Consider the following 17,945-nt stretch of genomic DNA (forward strand, 5'->3'; position numbering starts at 1 on the left):
CGCGCGCTCAGTAGTAGCCGCGCGGCCGCAACGGTTCGACGCCGCCCACCGTGCTCATGTAGCTGTTCCACTGCTGTACGAGACTGTCGATGATCGACGGATTCTGCGCCGATACGTCGTTGTTCTCGCCGCGATCGGCCTGCAGGTCGAAGAGTTGCCAGTGACCGTCGACGGGCCCGGTCGGCGGCTCGGTCCAGAGCGCCTTCCAGCGGCCATCGGAACTGCGCAGGTAACCGCGTCCATAGGCTTCGTCACCGAACGCGGCGGTGTGCACTTCGGCGGCGCCGTCGCCCTTGAGAATCGGGAGCAGCGACTGTCCGGTGACCGGATACACGTAACGGTTGTTGTAGACCACCTTGCCCTTGTTCGAATCGACGCCCGTGAGCGTGTTGATCGAAGCCGGCGCCGGCTGCGTCGGCGGCGTGATCTGCGCGACCGCGAGGAAGGTCGCGGTGTTGTCGGTGACGTGCGTGAAGGCGCGCAAGGTGGGCAACTGCGTCGTCTGTCCGGGCAGATGCGCGATGAGCGGTGTCGATACGCCGCCCTCGCCCGAGAAGCCCTTCGTCAGGCGGAACGGCGTCGCGCTCACTTCGGCCCAGCGCAGTCCGTATTGCAGACGCCGCGCGTTCTGCTGACCGTTGTCGGTGCCGAGCGTCGTATAGATCGCATCGGATGCGTTCGCGGTATCGGTCGCGGTGGGATCCGCGCCCGAGTCGATCGGCCAGCCTTCCGCGCCGTTGTCGGACTGGAACAGGATGAACGTGTTGTCGTATTCGCCGATGTCTTTCAGATGCTGGATCAACAGGCCGATGTTGTGATCGAGATTCTCGACCATGCCCGCGTAGATTTCCATGTAGCGCGCCTGCGCCTTCTTCTCGGCGGCGGACAGGCTGTTCCAGGACTTGTTGACCGTGCCGGGACCGTAGTCGCTATAGCCTTGCGCGGCGCTGTGCACGGCGCTGATGTACTTCGCGTTCGCCGTGCCGTTGTTCGCCGTCGCGGGCGACAAGGTCAGCGTTTCCTGCGCACCCTGATACGGGTTGAAATCGGCGGGAATGATGCCGAGCGCCTTCTGCCGTGCGATTCGCGCGTTGCGGATGACGTCGTAGCCCGCATCGTACTTGCCGGCGTAGTTGTGCAGATAAGGCTCCGGCACTTGCAGCGGCCAGTGCGGCGACGTATAGGCCGCGTAGGCGAAGAACGGCTTGCCATCGCCCTTGTTCGAGTCGATGTAGGAGATCAGCCGTTGCGTATAGAAGTCGGTCGAATAGAACACGGTTGGACTGCCGCCTGCGCCGCCCGGCTGAGCGGGCTGTCCCGGCTGAACGTAGCGGCCGTCTTCGGTGTAGTTCTTCGAGCCTGCGGCTTCGTGCGCGAAGTGATTCGTCGCGGCGCCGCCGAGCAGCGCATAGCTATGCTCGAAGCCCCATTGATCCGGCGTCTGCCCGCCGCCCGTCGTGCTGCCCACGATTCCCGAACCGATGTGCCACTTGCCCGCCATGTACGTGTGATAACCGCCGTCCTTCAGCAACTGCGCGACGGATAGCGCGCGATCGTTCAGATATCCTTCGTAACCCGGCAAGCCCTTGCGTTCGTCGGTCGGCGTGCCCATCGTGCCTTCGCCGACGAGATGATGATCGGTGCCCGAAATCAGCATCGCGCGCGTGATCGCGCAGACCGTGCCCGTGTGATGGTTCGTGAGGATGCGGCCCGATGCGACGAGCGCATCGAGATTCGGCGTGTTGATTTCGCCGCCGAACGCATGGATGTCCGAGTAGCCGAGATCGTCGGCCATGATGTACAGGATGTTCGGCCGTTTGGCGGCGGCGGCGACCGGTGCGGTCGTCGGCGAACTATCGCTTGAAGAGCCGCACGAAGCCAGCGTGAAGAGGCTGGCGACGGCGAGCGCAACGGCGGCGCGGCGGGGTGCGATCGAGCGGTGCAAGGTCATTGTCGTTATGGCGGTCCGTGAAAGCGAGCGGCGATCTTAGCAACCGGCTTTCGGGCGCTAACGATCGATTTCTGCTTAGCTTGTCGTCGAAGAAGATTTGCGAAAGCGGTCCGCGGGCCTAAGCACGCATCGTCATTTACATAGTCGCAATCTCGATTGGGCATCCCGAAACGGCGACCTATAATCGGCGCCCGACTGCCTGTCTTCTTTGCCCGACTCATCGCGCATGCCGAAACTTCCGCATCTCTCATCGTTGTCCGCCAAACGCCCTGGCGATCCCGCGTCGCCGCGACGGCGAATGCTCGGCGGCCTCGCGCTGTCGGCAGTCGTGGCGCCGCACGCGAATGCGGCGTCCGGGCTGTTGCAGCCTATTGGCGTCGATCCGTGGTCGCGCATGCCTGGCGCACCGATCCTCGATCATCCATACGGCCTGCCGTCGCCGCACGAAGCCGACGTCGTGCGCCGCGCGGCGCGTGCGTGGCCGGTGCCGGGCGCGGCTTCGTCGCTGACGCCGCTCGCCGATCTGCACGGCGCGATCACACCGAACGGGCTCGTCTACGAGCGCCATCATGCCGGTGTGCCGGATATCGATCCGGATCATCATCGGCTCGTGATTCATGGCTTCGTGCGCGAGCCGAAGCTCTTCACGATGGACGACCTGATGCGCTTGCCATCCGAATCGCGCGTGCATTTTCTCGAATGCTCGGGCAACACCGCGAGTGAATGGAAAGGGCCGAGCGGACTGCCCGTTCAACTCACGCACGGGTTGCTGTCGTGTTGCGAGTGGACCGGCGTGCGCCTTTCGACCTTGATCGAGGCGGCCGGCGGCCTCGCTTCGAACGATGGCCAGCAACCGCGCTGGATTCTCGCGGAAGGCGCCGATGCCGCTGCGATGACGCGCAGTCTGCCGCTCGATCGCGTGCTCGATCATGCGCTCGTCGTGTATGCGCAGAACGGGGAGCGCCTGCGGCCGGAGAACGGCTATCCGCTGCGGCTGCTGGTCCCCGGCTTCGAAGGCAACACGAACGTGAAGTGGCTGCGCAGGCTGAAGCTCGTCGATGCGCCGCTCGAAACGCGAGAGGAAACGTCGAAATACACGAACCTGCTGGCCGATGGTCGCGCGCGCCAGTTCGTCTTCGAGATGGACGCGAAGTCGGTCATCACGCGGCCATCGCCCGGCCACAAATTGACGACGCACGGTTATTACCCGATCGTCGGATTAGCGTGGTCGGGACGCGGCGCGATCCGCCAGGTCGACGTATCCGTCGATGGCGGTGCGTCATGGCAAGCGGCGCGGCTCGATGGACCGCCGCGGGATCGCGCGCTCACGCGCTTTCATGCGGGATGGGTGTGGAACGGCGGGCCGGCCACGATCCTCTCGCGGGCGACGGATTCGACCGGATACATTCAACCGACGCGCGAGGCGCTCGTCGCCGCGCGCGGGCTGAATTCGAACTACCACTACAACGGCATCCAGCAATGGCGCATCGACGCCGATGGCAGCGTGAAAAATGCATAGCGATCCCGCTCGAAAACATCATGCCTTGCGTTCGATGATCGTGGGTCTGACGGCGCTCTGTCTCACCGCTTGCTCGGGGCCGTGGCGGGAAGGGCGCGCGTCGCAGGCTGCGGCGGATGATGCGACGTCGCGCGGCGCTATCGGCGCTATCGGCACGCCGGTGAAGGCTGCGGATATCGCCGCATGGAACATCGATGTCGCGCCTGACGGTCACGGTTTGCCTGCGGGCAGCGGCGACGTGGCGACCGGTGCGCGGGTCTTCGCGCTCAAGTGCGCCGCATGTCACGGCGCGAAAGGCGAGGGCGTCCTGGGCGACCGGCTGATCGGCGGACGCGGCACGCTCGCGAGCGACAAGCCGGTGCGCACGGTCGGAAGCTACTGGCCTTACGCGACGACACTATTCGACTACATCCGCCGCGCGATGCCATATAACGCGCCGCAATCGCTGAGCGCCGACGAGGTCTACGCAGTGAGCGCGTGGATCCTGAATCAGAACGGCATCGTCCCCGACGACGCCCGTCTCGATGCGCATTCGCTTGCCGCCATCCGCATGCCCAACCGCGATGGGTTCGTGCCCGATCCGCGACCGGGACGCCTTTGAATCGATAGCAAGCGCATCGATTCGAAATTCGTAGCATGACGTAATGATGAATCGATGCTGTCTGTGATTTGCAAACGTCAAAGGATTGGTTGGCGGCGGGTGCGTCGACCCCTAGCATGAAGCCGTCGGGCAATGTTGCCCGGTTAGTCCCGAGGACGCGTTTCATGCGATACAAAGGTTACGAGGTTGCACCCTCTGCTCAGGCCATGCCGAGCGGCTTATATGCGGCAAACCTGACGATCGAACATCACCGGTACGCGCGCGGTGCGAGCTTCACTTTCGATGCGCTGGATTACTTCTTCGAGCGCGACCACGCAATCGCTTATGCAGCACGCTGGGCGCGGCTGTGGATCGATCAGCGCAGCGCGCGCAAGAGCCGTGGATAGCGTTTGCAGGCAGCGGCCAACGCGTTGCGCTCGCGCTTCTGCGGGAAGAGCGGCAACGTCCGCACGATGCCTGCAATGCATCGCAGAAAAGCTCGTTTGTGAAATGCGTCGCGCGAGCTTAGATTTGTAGTCATCGTCATTCGAAGGTAGCGAGTCATGGCGCAGATCCTGACGCATTACTGGCACGTATTGTCCGACAGCCTCGAACGGTCTCGCGAGCGCCGCTTCATGCGTGAAGCGAGACGCGTGATGAACGCCTGCGCGTGCGATGCGCCGCGTGCCGTCGCGCGCGGCAACGACGAAGCGACCCGCGCGGAACAGCTCGAACACATCGCCTTGTTCGCGCAGGCGGGGTACTTCAACATGGGCAACGCGGTCGATCTGTTTCAGCCGCCCGTCGAGCCGCCGCCGTTTCGATAAGCGCGCGACGAGTTCACCGCTCGCGCGTTGCAAGCGTGTTTGCGAGAGTTGGGGTAAGTTGACGCGGTTCGCCATTCCTTCATTCCTCCGACGCGATGCCACACTCCCGACAACTCCATCTCGGCGCATTCATGCGTCCGGTGAGCCTGCACACAGGCGCATGGCGCTATCCCGGCGCGTATCCCGATGCCAACTTCAACTTTCGGCATCTGAAGCAGTTCGTCCAGACGCTCGAGAAAGCATGCTTCGATGCCTTTTTCATGGCGGATCATCTCGCCGTGCTGAACATGCCGGTGAACGCGCTCAAGCGCAGCCACACGGCGACGTCGTTCGAGCCGTTCACGCTGCTGTCCGCGCTCGCTTCCGTGACGGAGCGCATCGGCTTGATAGCGACGGCGTCGACCACGTTCGACGAGCCGTATCACATCGCGCGGCGTTTCGCATCGCTCGATCATCTGAGCGAAGGGCGTGCGGGATGGAACCTCGTCACCACGTCGAACCCGGATGCCGCGCTCAATTTCGGGCGCGACGAACATATGGAGCACGACGAGCGTTATCGGCGCGCGCACGAGTTCTACGATGTAGTCACCGGTCTCTGGGATAGCTGGGCCGACGACGCCTTCGTGCAGGACGCGCAAAGCGGCTTGTTCTTCGATCCCGCGAAGCTGCATGTGCTCGATCACAAGGGCGAGTATCTGTCGGTGCGCGGGCCGTTGAACATCGCGCGGCCGGTGCAGGGCTGGCCGGTCGTGGTGCAGGCCGGATCGTCCGAAGCGGGCAGGCAACTCGCCGCCGAAACCGCCGACGCCGTCTTCACCGCGCAGCCGAATCTCGCCGCGGGCAAGCGCTTCTATGCCGACGTCAAAGGCCGGATGGAACGCGCGGGCCGCGCGCGCGAGCATCTGAAGATATTGCCCGGCGCGTTCGTCGTGGTGGGCGACTCGCGCGACGAAGCGCAGGAAAAACGCGCATTGCTCGATACCTTCGTGCATGACGACAGCGGGTTCGCGTCACTGTCGATCGCGCTGGGCCACGATGTCTCGTCGTTCGATCCCGACGGCCCGTTGCCCGAGATACCCGAAACGAACGCGAGCAGGAGCGCGCGCGAACGCGTGATCGACATGGCGCGCGCCGAAGGGCTCACCGTGCGGCAACTGGCGCAGCGTGTCGGCGGCTATTCCGGTTTGCAGATGGTCGGCACCGCAACCGACATCGCGGATCAGATGGAGCAGTGGCTCGTCGAGGAAGGCAGCGACGGCTTCAACGTGATGTTCCCGTATCTGCCGGCGGGCCTCGATGATTTCGTCGCGAAGGTGGTGCCGGAGTTGCAGCGGCGCGGCATTTTCCGTCGTGCCTACGAGGGTTCGACACTTCGGCAGCATTTCGGCTTGCCGAGGCCGGCCAACCGTTTCTTCGCGCGCGGCTAAGGCGGGCGGCATCGCTCCGAGGATCGAGGCCGCGCCGCAATCATTCAACCTTTTTCGCCCCAAAGATCGTCGGCTGCGCGGATCGCGAGCAAGTATCCATTCGCGCCAGCCCCGCAGATCACGGCAGTCGCAGCGACCGAGATGGTCGAATGGCGATACTCCTCGGAGCGCCGGTGGATATTCGTGATATGCAATTCAACGACCGGCCGTCGGACCAGTTTGACGGCATCGAGTACCGGGATTCGTCCGAACGAGAATCCGGCCGGATTGATGATGAGCGCGGCGTCCTGCAGGAACGCCTCCTGAATCCAGTCGATCAACTGGCTTTCGCTGTTGGTCTGACGGAACACGCAGTCGAACTTGAGATCTTCGGCCAGCGCGAGACTGTTCTTCTCGATGTCCTTCAGTGTCGTATGGCCGTAGATGTGCGGCTCCCGCACGCCCAGCATGTTCAGGTTGGAGCCGTTGAGGATATAGAGTTTGCGAGTCATGGTTTTTAGTGTGTTGCGCTGCGTTCGAGGGCGGTGTCTCTGGTTTCCCGCGACGTCGCGATCATGAGGAAAGAGAGCAGGTTCAACGAGCCGCAGACCGCGACGATGGCCCATGGCGAACCATGAAAGGCATTGAGCAGGGCGACGGCGACAATGGGCATCGGGCCGCCGGTCAGCAGGTTCGCGCCCGAGTACGACAGTGCGGAGCCCGTGTAGCGCGCTTCGGTCGGGAAGGATTCGGCGAACCACACGGGCTGAATGCCGCTCTGGAACTGAGTGAAGCCGAGGAACGCGCCCATTACGGCCATTGTCATGGCGACCGAGTGCTGGTTGAGAATCGGAAAATAGATCAGGCAGCAGATCAGCGTGCAGAACGAGCCGATCATCAGCGCGCGCTTGCGTCCGATCCGATCGCTCAAATAGCCGCCCGCCAGTGCGCCGGCGATGGCGCAGACGTTAGCCACCATCAGCAGCATGAAGCCGGTCTGCTTGGGCACGCCGAGGTTCTTCGTGAGATAGCTCAGCGAGAAGACGACGATCAGGTAGAACAGCGCAGCCGGGCCGCAGAAGAACAGCGTCAGACGCAGCGCGGTGCGCCAGTGAAACCTGAAGACGATGCCGAGCGGATTCGCAGCGCGTGCCCCTTCGCCTTTCTTCCTGAGCGCCTCGAAGGCCGGCGTCTCGCTGACCTTCATGCGGATGTAGATCCCAAGCAACACGAGCACGAAGCTCGCGAGAAACGGAATTCTCCATCCGAACGATTCGAAGTCGTCGGCTGAAAGCAGAGCAGACAGCGCAAAGAGCGCGAAATTGGCGAGGATCTGGCTGAGCGGCGAGCAAATGCCGAGCAGGCCCGAATACAGCCCGCGCTTCGACGCGGACGCGTGTTCGACCGCCATCAGTTGCGCACCCGTCGATTCTCCGCCGAGCGCGAAACCCTGAACGATGCGCAGCGAGACCAGCAAGATCGGCGCAAGTATGCCGACCTGCTGGTATGTGGGAAGCAGCCCCATGAGGAACGATGATGCGCCCATCACCGAAACTGTGACGAGCATCAGGTTGCGCCGTCCCCATCGGTCGCCGAGCATGCCGCAGATGACCGCGCCGAGCGGACGTGCGGCGAGTCCCGCCCAGAAGCTCGCCAGCGACGCGAGCAGCGAGGCGGTCGGATCTAGTGACGGAAAAAACAGCTTCGGGAAGATCGTGGCCGCGACGACGCCGTACAGCGCGAAGTCGAACCATTCCAGCGCCGTGCCGACGGTGGCGCCTGCAACGGCGCGACGCGCCATCGATTGAGCCTGAGCGGCGCGCTCGCTCGCAGCAAGGTTGGGGTCAGCAGTAACTGACATGGGTGTCTCCTGAGTTCTCGGTCTGTCGTGATGTTCGCTTCTCTCGGCGAACAGGTGCTATTGTTTGCGCAGCAAAGGCGGGTCGTTCCGCACCGGAACTGCATTTCATATCACGAAAATCCATCGACGATGTCGCTCAAGAACGGCTTGAGAATGCTCGATTTCCTTGCGTCGCAAGGCGAAGGCGTGGGGTTGGTCGAGATCGCGGATGCGCTGGGAATGCCGCGCAGTTCATGCCATCGCGTCCTTGCCGAACTGGTGGAGAGCGGCTATGTGAGACAACTGGTCGAGCAGAGCCGCTACATCCTTACCATGCGCATGACGTCGAACGGACTCGAATTCCTGAGCCTGACCGGCATTGCGGATATCGCCCAGCCGATCATCGAACGCGTCGCGGCGCACACGGGCGAACTGGCGCGGCTGTCACTGGTCGACGGCGAGGCGATCATCTGGGTGGGCAAGGCGGACGGACAGCGCACGGGCTTTCGCTACGATCCCGACATGGGTCAGGCAGCGCAACTTTCCTGCACGTCGACCGGACATGCGTGGCTCATGACGATGACCGACGAGCAGGCGGCCGCGCTCGTCCTGAAGCAAGGCTTCGGGCAACCCAACGAGTTCGGCCCCAATGCGCCGACGACGCTCAAGGCGCTGCTGGGTTTCCTGCACGCCGCGCGCGTGCGCGGCTACGCGATGATCGACGAGGTGTTCGCGCCGCGCATGTCGGCGGTGGCGACGCCCGTGGTCAGCGGTTCGCGATGCGTCGGCGTCATCAGCCTGGCGGGTCCGCGAGTCCGGCTGACGGCCGGGAAGATCCACGAGTATTCGGTGGTGCTTCGCGAGGCGGCCGACGAACTGGCGCAACTGAGCAATATGGCTGGGTTTCCCACGCGACCCCCTCTCGGCAAGGGATGAGCTGAAATGAGTCCAACGTTGTTGGGCAAGCAAACGAACGTGCGAGCCGGCGCTGTGCCCGAGCCAATGCGCGGAAGCCCTCTCAAGCACATCGGCGCGCGTGGCCGCCTTCTCATCTCGTGCATGTCTCGTTGCCTTGGTTTGTCGCCGTGGCGCGGATCGGCAGGCACGAGCGGTGTGTCCTTGTCGGCGCGGGCAATGCTCTCGATCCAGTGTGCTGGCGATCGCGGAATACCGAAACAGAGTGTGGCATCGGCGCGCCAAGTAAATCCCGCCCCTTCGCGATGATCTGGTAGTTTGTAAAAGAAAGCTGTTCTGGCAATCGCCGCTAAACCATTGAATTCGTTGAATTCGCATGCCGTGCCGTGCCCGAGCGGCTGCAAATAGATATGATCCAGCTACTCGTGTCTGGTCGACCAGATTCGCAAACGAAAACTGTTCTGCAGCGCAGACCGTAGGTAGATCGTAACGACGCGAACCAACGCCATGCATCGGTTCTCGGGCTGTCGCTAGAGTGCTGCATGCACGGTCATCGACACCAAAGAAATTTCATACATCACGGCAGGTCACGTTGAGTGGCTTCCTGCTTTTTCAGATGCCATAGCAGCGTCTGTTATGCGCAACCAGATATCACGTCATGCCGACAGGGACGCAAATGCTGCAATCGACGCAAAGTTGCCGTCTTATCTTGACCGAATCAGAGCCGTGATCGACAAAGTTCACGGCAAGCTGCGGACACTACTGCGCAAGAAGTCGACCCCGTTTTTCTTCAGGTGATGATGGCAGGTTCGGCCAAGCGTCGTTGGGGCGCGGTCGCGACGATTTGCTTCGTTGGTCGTCGGCCGCGTGCCCGGAGCGTGGTTGCTAGAAATCGCTCTCTCCACCCCCGGCGCGCGTTCACGTCGCGGTGCATCTGCAGGGTTCCGGCGATCGCGCGCCGGAGCCACGCATCGACTATGGCGCGATCTTCGCCGTATAGCCAGTTGCACGGAGTGCGCGTTGCATTGAGCAATTGTCCACCGCGGTTCGGTCATTCGAGCTGCACCTGTAGAGCGACGCCTGGGTCCGGGACCAGGGGAATCCTGGAGACGCTGTACAGCACGGGCATGCGTCCCTTGGAGCTGTTCGGGCTGAAGCTGTTCGACCGGACCTTTGAGCGCGGCACGGTGATGATCTGGCACGGCAAGGGCAAGAAGGACCGGATAATGCCGATCAAGGATCGTACGCTTGCCTAGGTTGCCCGGCATCCGATGGGGCGCGGCTGCAGTGGGCGCTGGCTGGTGACGACGGCACGCTGTTCGTGACGACACAGGGCAAGGCAGGTGCCACTATTCCGGCACACGGTGGCGACGCTGAAGCTGGAGAGCGCACCCGATAACAGGTTCACCCAGACGATGCTAGGACACGCGGACAATCTCGACCACGCAGGTGTATGCCCAAGTGAGTATTGGGCGACTGAAGGGCATGCCAGACAGCAACGCATCCGGCGCGACTCTAGCGGCATCCCGGCACGTCCAACTAGCATGCCGGCGGCCGCCGCTTATCTGCGCGAGCTGGTCAAGGGCTATGAAGACGCCTACTGCGGGCCGACCGCCGTTATTCCGAACCCCTCCGCCGGAGATGCGTCTAAAATGGCTCTTTCAATTAGCGTTCAGGGAGGCGCGGCGTGAGCGTTCACATACCGATCCAGTACGAAGGCGGTACTAGTGAGCTCGATGCTGGCGCGCTCGCCGATGAGCTGCGCCGTGTGGGCTTCGTTGCGTTCGTATCGACGAGGACTCGGCAACGGGCCATCGCCCATGTCATCCATGGGAACTGGAATCGGAACTAGAGTTGAGGTTCGGCGAGGCCGGTGTGCCGAACTATTGCATGTGCATGGTGGATACCGAGCGCCACGACTACCACGCCATCGTGGACGCGGTGCGTCAAGCCGATGCGGCGTCTCCCGATGCGCCATGAAGGGCAGTGCGACCTTGCCGAAACGCGGCTGCCGTGGCGCGACCACTACGTTTGACACTCCCTGATATCCGAGTTTTTGGCGTCCGACATACACTGCTGCGACGCGCTCATTGGACGATCTCCGGCTAACGGATTAGAGTTCGATCAAGTTCACGCACTGGTAAAGATCCAACCCTACCTCGCCGACAACAATGTTGACCTTCAACGTGCCCGACGCCAGCGTCTGTGCGCAGCGATAGGCACGCGCGCAATGAATCCGGTTGCGATAAGGCACTCGGTCACGCGGCGCAGTAGCAGGTTTATGCGGTTGCGGCCAAGCTCCTTGCCGACGAACGGCGCGGCTATCGTGTGGAGCTCCCGTTGAGCAGACGAGCGGCAAACCCCGATGACGCCCATGCTATTTGCGCAAATCGAGGGCAGTCATCGCAAGTAATTAGCCACTGGACAGTCCTGTGCATTCGAGACTGCCCGTTCGCTTGTGTGGTAGCTGTTAGGCCAATGAGTCGCAGGGTCATCGATGATGCCCCTCGGGAGGACTGACTTTAGCCCACGAGGCGTCTCAATTTGTCGCCAAGCGCGCTGTGGTGTTGGAACAATGCACTGGGCTGGACAAATTCAACTGATGTCTTGGTCAACAGGGCGTTCACAGATATGTATCGGAGCGGTTCAGGAGTAGGGTCCCAAGGGAAGTTTTGAAGCAACTGGGCATCTACTAACTTGGTAGCGACTTCGACAAATTCCCGGGACTCAGCCGTTGCTTGCTCGGGACATTCCGTGACCTGCGGCCAAGGAATGTCCGCTACGTTGGCGAACGGAAGCTGAAAACAACGCGACACCTCTTTGCTGGCGAGAACAAGAGGAACACTTCCAAGGCGTTTCCACATTGCAAAGTTTTCGCGGATAGCGATGTCACGCGCGTCAGCCAGCCAATCGACCTTGAATCCGTTGAGTTCGACACACACGTCGATGAAAAGCAGGCCCTTCTCTTGAAAAGCGTCTGCGCTCACGAGTCCTTTTTGATGGGCGCGTGTGACTTCACCAGAATCGATAAAGGCAACCAACGCGTTTGCATCTTGGGGAAGCTCGCTAAAGAAAGCTTGCGCGGGAACCAGCATGCCAAAGGACTGAGAGGTTCGGCAAGTATGAGTATCTTCTGAAAAAATGGAGGCGTTCATAGTAATGGCTTTTAAGTGTGAGCAGATGGCCTCAACGGCCATCTGCAAAGAGCTCAATCGCTTTGAGCAAAGGTGTCAAGTTAAGGGAGCGGTGTTTAAATGCTCCAAGACGTCAACGCGCTGGCCGTTTTAGGTTCGGACGGTGAAATTCGGCGAGACGCGGGCCGCGGGGTAGCGTTTGGCGCTGCGCCGCTGCGCCGCTGCGTTCGCGAGTTGAAGTCGAGAGACTGCGGGAGCGATTGCGGACTGCCTAATCGATGCGTGCTTGGGAAGGTGAGTCGCCTCATTCTGTTATTGAATCTGCTGCGAAGGGAACGCGAGCTACCCGATGGATTGCGCCGAAGTGGAAGTCTGAGAGGAGGCGATTCGCGGACGCGCGTTTGGACGAGGGGCTGCATTGACCGGTGACCTACTCCCGGACGCGGAGACATTCCCAACCGGCGAGATCGAAAGAGCCGTTGTGCCATATAGGTGCCGCTAGCTAGAGCAAATGCGTGGCGCCAAGGCGACGCAAAGCGACCCTCTATGCCTATCGGAAAGTGGGCGGTGTGCTGATATTGATCAGGACTTCACCAAACGGGACGTTCGGAAAACGGGGCTCGCCGGCGACTTCGCTTTACGACCCTAAAACGCGGGCCGCCTCTGCTTGGGTTTTAGATTCAGCGACTCCCGCGCCTAGAGCTCGATGACCACGCTACGATGGTTGTGACGGTCGCCAATACGTTGAGGTCATCTGGCCTTCCTAACGGCAGATTGGCTCATTACATACAACGCGACGGCGAGGCTTTCGTCGGACAACGGTTATCCACGCTAAGTTCATGGCTCGATAGGCGCTGTCCGCACTATCTCTTTGAATTGGTGGATAAATTGCCTAGTGGAAAGCCGAGTTCGGCGATTTTAGATGGCTGCCACCACTTTAGGTTACTGTCATTTTCAACCCGTTGGCTATATGTCAGAGCAGCACTCCGATAGCTGTTGCCGGGAACTGCACACGACCGGCCCACAGCTCCGGAAATCGCCGGGTTCCTATGACAGCACACAAGGAGAATACTGAATCATGTCAAATCACGCACTGCCGGACGCGGGTTTTGCTCCGCTTCCCGTTGGCAGCCTTACGCCGAACGCTCTACTCAAACTGCCTTTTCCCGCGGAAAAACAGCTTCCCGGAGACTTGCCAGTTCTTTCCGCGACAATCGACGCTGCGGATTTCTCCGTATTGCAGAAACTAATGAGTAGTGGAATGGACCCAACTTGCTTCAGTTCTCACTGGTTTGGTGGTCTATCGCTACTTGGCGAATTAATAAGAACCATGACGTTAAGATTTCAAATCGGCACCGTGCAGTTTTATTGGCTCGCGGAGATGTCGGACCCAGTGTTGTGGCGCGCGATTCAAATATGGGGCAGGTATAAAAAAATACCAATCATTGTAAGATGTGCGAACGAAAGTAGGCATTTTATCGTCGCTTATTCTTCGAAAAATATGGAGCATGAGAGAATCAGGCGACGGAATCGGCCGAAACCTCACCCGGAATTTTTGTATTACATCAGGGACGTTTTGGAGGATGGTTACATAGAATCGCTCGCTGCCACCGATATCCCCGGGACTTCGCTGGACCGAGTCATCGTCAACGTACTCGTGAGTCCTCTCTAGCAACAGTGCATGTGCTGCAAGAGGATGCGCTAGCGCTTTAATGGACGTCGTGGAATGTCAAAGTGACGTTGCTACGTGAGGCATATCAGGGGAATTGCCTTAGCCTGGCCATTCAGACGGGGATTCCCGCTGGCTCGGTCTTTGCCGGCGGATTTCCCCGTTGTAACCGCCTCGCTTGAACATCTTGACTACGTCGCTTTAGACGCCGCATTAAATGCAAATACCCTCCCGTTACTTACATCCAGAATGGTGCCGCATCCGGCGGCTACGTTGCATCAACTAACGTTCATGACTTCGGATTCGTGTCCATTGGTTGTCCAATGCGAACGCCCCGGAAATCCTGTCCACGCCGAGAAGCTGGAGAAGTTTCGGCGAAAGCGCTATCGCACTCCTGCTTCCCGAGAGTCTCCGTGCAATTGTCTTTTCAGCACTCTGGGTTTTGATATACCGCCGGAGGAGGAAGCGGGGCAACCTCGGGGAGCCCAGTCGGAAGCATCAGATTGCCAAGGTTTGATGATGGCCATGCTTGAGGTCGGGAACCGTCTCAAATCCGGCACGACCCTACGCGAGGGCGGTTCGAGCCCGCGCCAGTCGGTCAACCTGTTGTTGCCGGGCCGCATCAGTTGAGTCATAGCGATTCGTTTGCAAGCGGCCTGCATGCAAGCCAAGGAACGACAACTCTTCATTAATTTCGACGCGGTGGCGCCGTATACATCGCTCGCTGCGGCTTCCATCCAGAGAGCAAGCGGGTGCTTGTTGATTGCTCCATGCTGTTAGCTTGACGATCCGCAAGACGTCGCTGCAGTTTGTCTTCGCAAGGCCGACGATCGCCCCGTCATATGGCACGGCACGAGTGCCGCCGCAATAGATTGCCTTCACGCCCCGCAGAGAGCCGCATCGTGTGGCGAGCCGGCACCGCGCCAAAGCTCTGTACGCCGAATGAATGACGCCCAGTCGGCCGCAAGCGAATCTCCGCTTCTCCTAGCAGGTAGCCGGCGGGTGCGATGACCGTTTCTCGCCAAAACAGGATTGCCATGCCGGCTTATGGCAACCGTTCAGTCAACCTCTTCTCACGGAGGGCCGCATCGCTTAAAACCGTTGTTGTCGTCTTCAGTCAACGCGACACCGTTTTAGATTTTGCCGTCTTCAGTGTGCTCGCTATATGTCACAGCAGCACTTCGAAAGCTGCTGCCAGCAACCGCTCTGATCTGCACAGCAGCTCAGGAATCGCTGGCTCCATCTGATAGGACAAACGGGAAATCTAACATGCCTAAAAATACGCTTTTCGATACCACGTTCTCTGCGCTTGCTATTGGCGGCCTTACCCCGAACGCCGAGTTCAAGTCTTCGTGCCGGATGGCGAAGCAACTTCCGGGAAACTTGCCTGTTTTGAATGCAACGTTGGACCCTTCAGAGTTCACCACCTTCATGCAGGCACATCGAAACGGAACTGCTCCTAGTTGCTTCGGATTTGGAAATACGGAAAGCCTCTCGCAAGCAGGCGACGCGATGCAGATTATGACCATTCGTTTTCAAGTTGGTGGCGTGCAGCTCTACTGGCTCGCAGACATGTCTGACAGGGATGTGTGGCGCGCAGTTGATGCATGGAGAAAGCGAGGGCAGGTTCCCATCGCAATTGGCCATTCAGACCAGCTGGCCTATGTAGTCATAGACTATGCTGCAGGCAGCATGACGCTCGACCGCTTCAGGGACGAAATTCGTTTGGAGCCTTCGCAAGAATTCTTTGACATGGTCAGCGAGGTTGCGAGCAGTGGATTTTTCGAGGCCCAGGCTACTACCGACATCCCGGGAACCCCTCTGGACCGGGTCATCGTCAACCTGCTTGTGAGCCCCCGCCAACAGCAATATGTACACGGCAATGTGGTGCGCGACAAGCCTGTGATGGCAGACGGGGGAATGTCGGTGCACTGAGGCTGGAATGATTACAGATCGCGGCTTTTACGAGCCGCGTTTTTTACACCTGTGGCTATTTCCGAGACAAACGCTGTGCCGGCGCTTTTGTGATCGAAGCACGCTGCCGGCGTTGTCTGGAAATCCGTCCGGTCTGTCCGTTCGATCATGTCAAATTCGTTCAAGCGCAGCAGGAAAATCGAACAAGGCTTGGCGGTGTTGAGAGGATTGCTACCACCGGCCGCTCGTGCGACGACTTACCGAAACCGGCGCTGTGTACGCCTCTTGACGTCATCCTCGCTTCAAACACGCATAAAGTAGAAAGTACAGTGACGCTTCGCGGAGCCGCAGATTGCATGGACGCCGCGTGCCTGTATGTGATTAGGCCTGTTTGACATGCGAAGGCTCCCCAGGGCCTTGGTGTTTGCGATGAGCCGCTCATGTGGGGTTCGTTGTGCTCGCTCGCGTATGAACACTGCCCCACATCCCAAGCGCATCGGCAGAGGAATTTTCAAACGCAGTGTTTTCAATTGGAGCACGGCTTATCGAGCCGCGCTTTCGCATTTGGACGCCAAATTGACAGGGGAGAAGCAGAAGAACATCTGGATGAGCGTCTGTGAACCATCTTCGATAGGCTCGTCCGAAACGCATATAAAGCGCCGCCTTGTACGTCCTTGCTCACAAATAGGAAGATTCCAATGCTTGGACGGCAACCGCTTCAATATGCCGCCGCGTCTCCCGATGCGCAACGTGTGTCCCTTGTGCAGACCACAGAGTTCAATGACCTACTCACCACCACGACTGAGCATGGTGACATGGGGATCTTCACTGCTCCTGGAACGACGTTCGACCGATATCCGCGTCTAGCGCCCACCTCACGTCGAAGTCGATTGGCCTCGCCAAACTGCAGATTGGCTCATTCCCTACAACGCGACCGATTGGGACAGTGGGCCAGTGCGGACGATGCTTCGGCTTCGTACCGGGTCAATCGCGCTCGACTACATCGATGCGGCACCGGTCCTTGAGCGGGCAGACGGCGCTCTAACGGTTGTTTATGTGCTTTCGGACTGCGTCGCATCGGTACGCTACCGGTGGAATCCCTTCCTTCTCGAGTCTCTTGACGGGCTGCTCCAGCCTACGGAGTTCTACGCATCTATCGTTGCTGAAAGCACGACCTACCGAGAATGCGCGAACGTTTCGCCGGACCGGATTCAGCTACGTCAAGTCTATGGGTCGATTAGCGCAGCTCACGCGGTCATCCTCCACGCGTAAGCAAGTTGCGTTTGTCGACCGGCTCGCCGGTCAACAAACGGCATCGAACAGATGAGGACTATGAGCGCTGTTTTGCGGTACGACATCCGTTTTAGATGTTCGCCGCGTTCCATTTTAGAAAACGCGATCGCGATCGTACATCGCTATATGTCACAGGGAGCAACGTCGCTTGCGTGACAGCGTTAGCTGCCCAGACAAACCCAGAGCCGGCGGATAGCCGGAAGTCCAGAAACACCCAAGGTAGAATATGAACTACGAAATCGAAGACAGCAGCGGCTCGTTTGCATTAGGCGGAATCGCCGCAGCGTGGCAATTCAGGGACGGATTCCCACTGGCTCAGTCCTTACGTGCAGATTTCCCCGTTCTAACTGCGTCGCTTGACCATCTTGATTACGTGGCTTTAGAGGCCGCGTTAAACGCAGAGGCCCCCGTGTCGCTCACGTCCCAGACGGTGCAGCACGCTTCAGCTCAACTTCATCAGTTCACGCTTACGACCTGGGGCCTCCATGTCCATTGGTTATCGGATGCAAACGCCTCAGAAATCGGGTCTGCAATGAGGACCTGGACGAGCGCCGGCGAAAGTGCTTTTGCGCTTTTGCTGCCCGACAGTGCTCCGTACAACTGTCTGTTCGGCAAAGTGGGTTTCGCTCTGCCGTCCAATACAGGAGCGTTCAAACCCCACAAAGCGAAAGCGACAGAAACAATGTCGTCGGAGCTGATGACGGGGATGGTTGCGGTTGGGAACCGTCTGAAACGCGCGACCGTCTGGGGCAAGGGCGCGTCAAATCAGCGTCATTCAGTCAACCTGCTATTGGCGGGGAGCATTGAAGAGCAGTTGAGTCATCCCGGCTCGATTGCAAGCGCGCTGCATCCAAGCCAAGCATCTTTCACCCGTCATTGAATCGACGCGAGATGCCG

At 60.0% G+C, this 17,945-nt stretch carries 13 protein-coding genes and 1 pseudogene; 9 read left to right on the top strand and 5 right to left on the bottom strand.

Going from position 1 to position 17,945, the window contains the following annotated elements; all coding sequences use genetic code 11:
• Nucleotides 1-7 precede the first annotated feature (7 nt).
• Nucleotides 8-1,951 carry an arylsulfatase gene (locus tag AWB77_RS18905; protein WP_061135976.1) on the bottom strand — a complete coding sequence of 648 codons (1,944 nt, stop codon included), beginning with the start codon at nucleotides 1,949-1,951 and terminating at the stop codon, nucleotides 8-10.
• 226 nt (nucleotides 1,952-2,177) lie between these two features.
• Here AWB77_RS18905 and soxC point away from each other — a divergent pair, with 226 nt between their 5' ends.
• From soxC to AWB77_RS18930, 5 genes are all read left to right on the top strand, one after another.
• On the top strand, nucleotides 2,178-3,470 hold the full coding sequence (gene soxC / locus AWB77_RS18910; protein WP_061135977.1) for a sulfite dehydrogenase: 1,293 nt from the start codon (nucleotides 2,178-2,180) through the stop codon (nucleotides 3,468-3,470).
• A gap of 34 nt (nucleotides 3,471-3,504) precedes the next feature.
• Nucleotides 3,505-4,071: a c-type cytochrome gene (locus AWB77_RS18915; RefSeq protein WP_244158580.1), complete on the top strand. Its 567-nt coding sequence runs from the start codon at nucleotides 3,505-3,507 to the stop codon at nucleotides 4,069-4,071.
• Between the two features lie 164 nt (nucleotides 4,072-4,235).
• On the top strand, nucleotides 4,236-4,457 hold the full coding sequence (locus AWB77_RS18920) for a hypothetical protein (RefSeq protein ID WP_061136074.1): 222 nt from the start codon (nucleotides 4,236-4,238) through the stop codon (nucleotides 4,455-4,457).
• 156 nt (nucleotides 4,458-4,613) lie between these two features.
• Nucleotides 4,614-4,877 carry a hypothetical protein gene (locus tag AWB77_RS18925; RefSeq protein WP_061135979.1) on the top strand — a complete coding sequence of 88 codons (264 nt, stop codon included), beginning with the start codon at nucleotides 4,614-4,616 and terminating at the stop codon, nucleotides 4,875-4,877.
• Between the two features lie 95 nt (nucleotides 4,878-4,972).
• The gene (locus AWB77_RS18930) at nucleotides 4,973-6,304 is read left to right on the top strand and encodes an LLM class flavin-dependent oxidoreductase (protein WP_061135980.1); all 1,332 of its coding nucleotides are present in this window, start codon (nucleotides 4,973-4,975) and stop codon (nucleotides 6,302-6,304) included.
• A gap of 44 nt (nucleotides 6,305-6,348) precedes the next feature.
• On the opposite strand, the gene AWB77_RS18935 is transcribed toward AWB77_RS18930, so the two are convergent.
• Both AWB77_RS18935 and AWB77_RS18940 read right to left on the bottom strand, forming a co-directional pair.
• The gene (locus AWB77_RS18935; RefSeq protein ID WP_061135981.1) at nucleotides 6,349-6,795 is read right to left on the bottom strand and encodes a type II 3-dehydroquinate dehydratase; all 447 of its coding nucleotides are present in this window, start codon (nucleotides 6,793-6,795) and stop codon (nucleotides 6,349-6,351) included.
• A gap of 5 nt (nucleotides 6,796-6,800) precedes the next feature.
• Nucleotides 6,801-8,084 carry an MFS transporter gene (locus AWB77_RS18940; protein ID WP_061135982.1) on the bottom strand — a complete coding sequence of 428 codons (1,284 nt, stop codon included), beginning with the start codon at nucleotides 8,082-8,084 and terminating at the stop codon, nucleotides 6,801-6,803.
• Between the two features lie 189 nt (nucleotides 8,085-8,273).
• Between AWB77_RS18940 and AWB77_RS18945 the strand changes: the two genes are divergently transcribed.
• Nucleotides 8,274-9,059: an IclR family transcriptional regulator gene (locus AWB77_RS18945; protein ID WP_061136075.1), complete on the top strand. Its 786-nt coding sequence runs from the start codon at nucleotides 8,274-8,276 to the stop codon at nucleotides 9,057-9,059.
• Between the two features lie 956 nt (nucleotides 9,060-10,015).
• Nucleotides 10,016-10,294 carry a tyrosine-type recombinase/integrase gene (locus AWB77_RS37210; protein WP_074168903.1) on the top strand — a complete coding sequence of 93 codons (279 nt, stop codon included), beginning with the start codon at nucleotides 10,016-10,018 and terminating at the stop codon, nucleotides 10,292-10,294.
• A gap of 899 nt (nucleotides 10,295-11,193) precedes the next feature.
• Here the strand turns inward: AWB77_RS37210 and AWB77_RS34475 are convergent.
• Both AWB77_RS34475 and AWB77_RS18955 read right to left on the bottom strand, forming a co-directional pair.
• A pseudogene (locus tag AWB77_RS34475) lies at nucleotides 11,194-11,381 on the bottom strand (POTRA domain-containing protein); the annotation flags it as partial.
• A gap of 179 nt (nucleotides 11,382-11,560) precedes the next feature.
• Nucleotides 11,561-12,193, bottom strand: coding sequence for a hypothetical protein (locus tag AWB77_RS18955; protein WP_157694836.1), 633 nt, complete (start codon nucleotides 12,191-12,193; stop codon nucleotides 11,561-11,563).
• Between the two features lie 2,917 nt (nucleotides 12,194-15,110).
• Here AWB77_RS18955 and AWB77_RS18965 point away from each other — a divergent pair.
• Together AWB77_RS18965 and AWB77_RS18975 are read left to right on the top strand one after the other, a co-directional pair.
• Nucleotides 15,111-15,776: a hypothetical protein gene (locus AWB77_RS18965; RefSeq protein ID WP_061135986.1), complete on the top strand. Its 666-nt coding sequence runs from the start codon at nucleotides 15,111-15,113 to the stop codon at nucleotides 15,774-15,776.
• Between the two features lie 1,498 nt (nucleotides 15,777-17,274).
• Nucleotides 17,275-17,928 carry a hypothetical protein gene (locus tag AWB77_RS18975; RefSeq protein ID WP_061135988.1) on the top strand — a complete coding sequence of 218 codons (654 nt, stop codon included), beginning with the start codon at nucleotides 17,275-17,277 and terminating at the stop codon, nucleotides 17,926-17,928.
• Nucleotides 17,929-17,945: the final 17 nt, after the last annotated feature.

The sequence above is a fragment of the Caballeronia fortuita genome, assembly GCF_001544835.2.
Classification (GTDB): Bacteria; Pseudomonadota; Gammaproteobacteria; order Burkholderiales; family Burkholderiaceae; genus Caballeronia; species Caballeronia fortuita.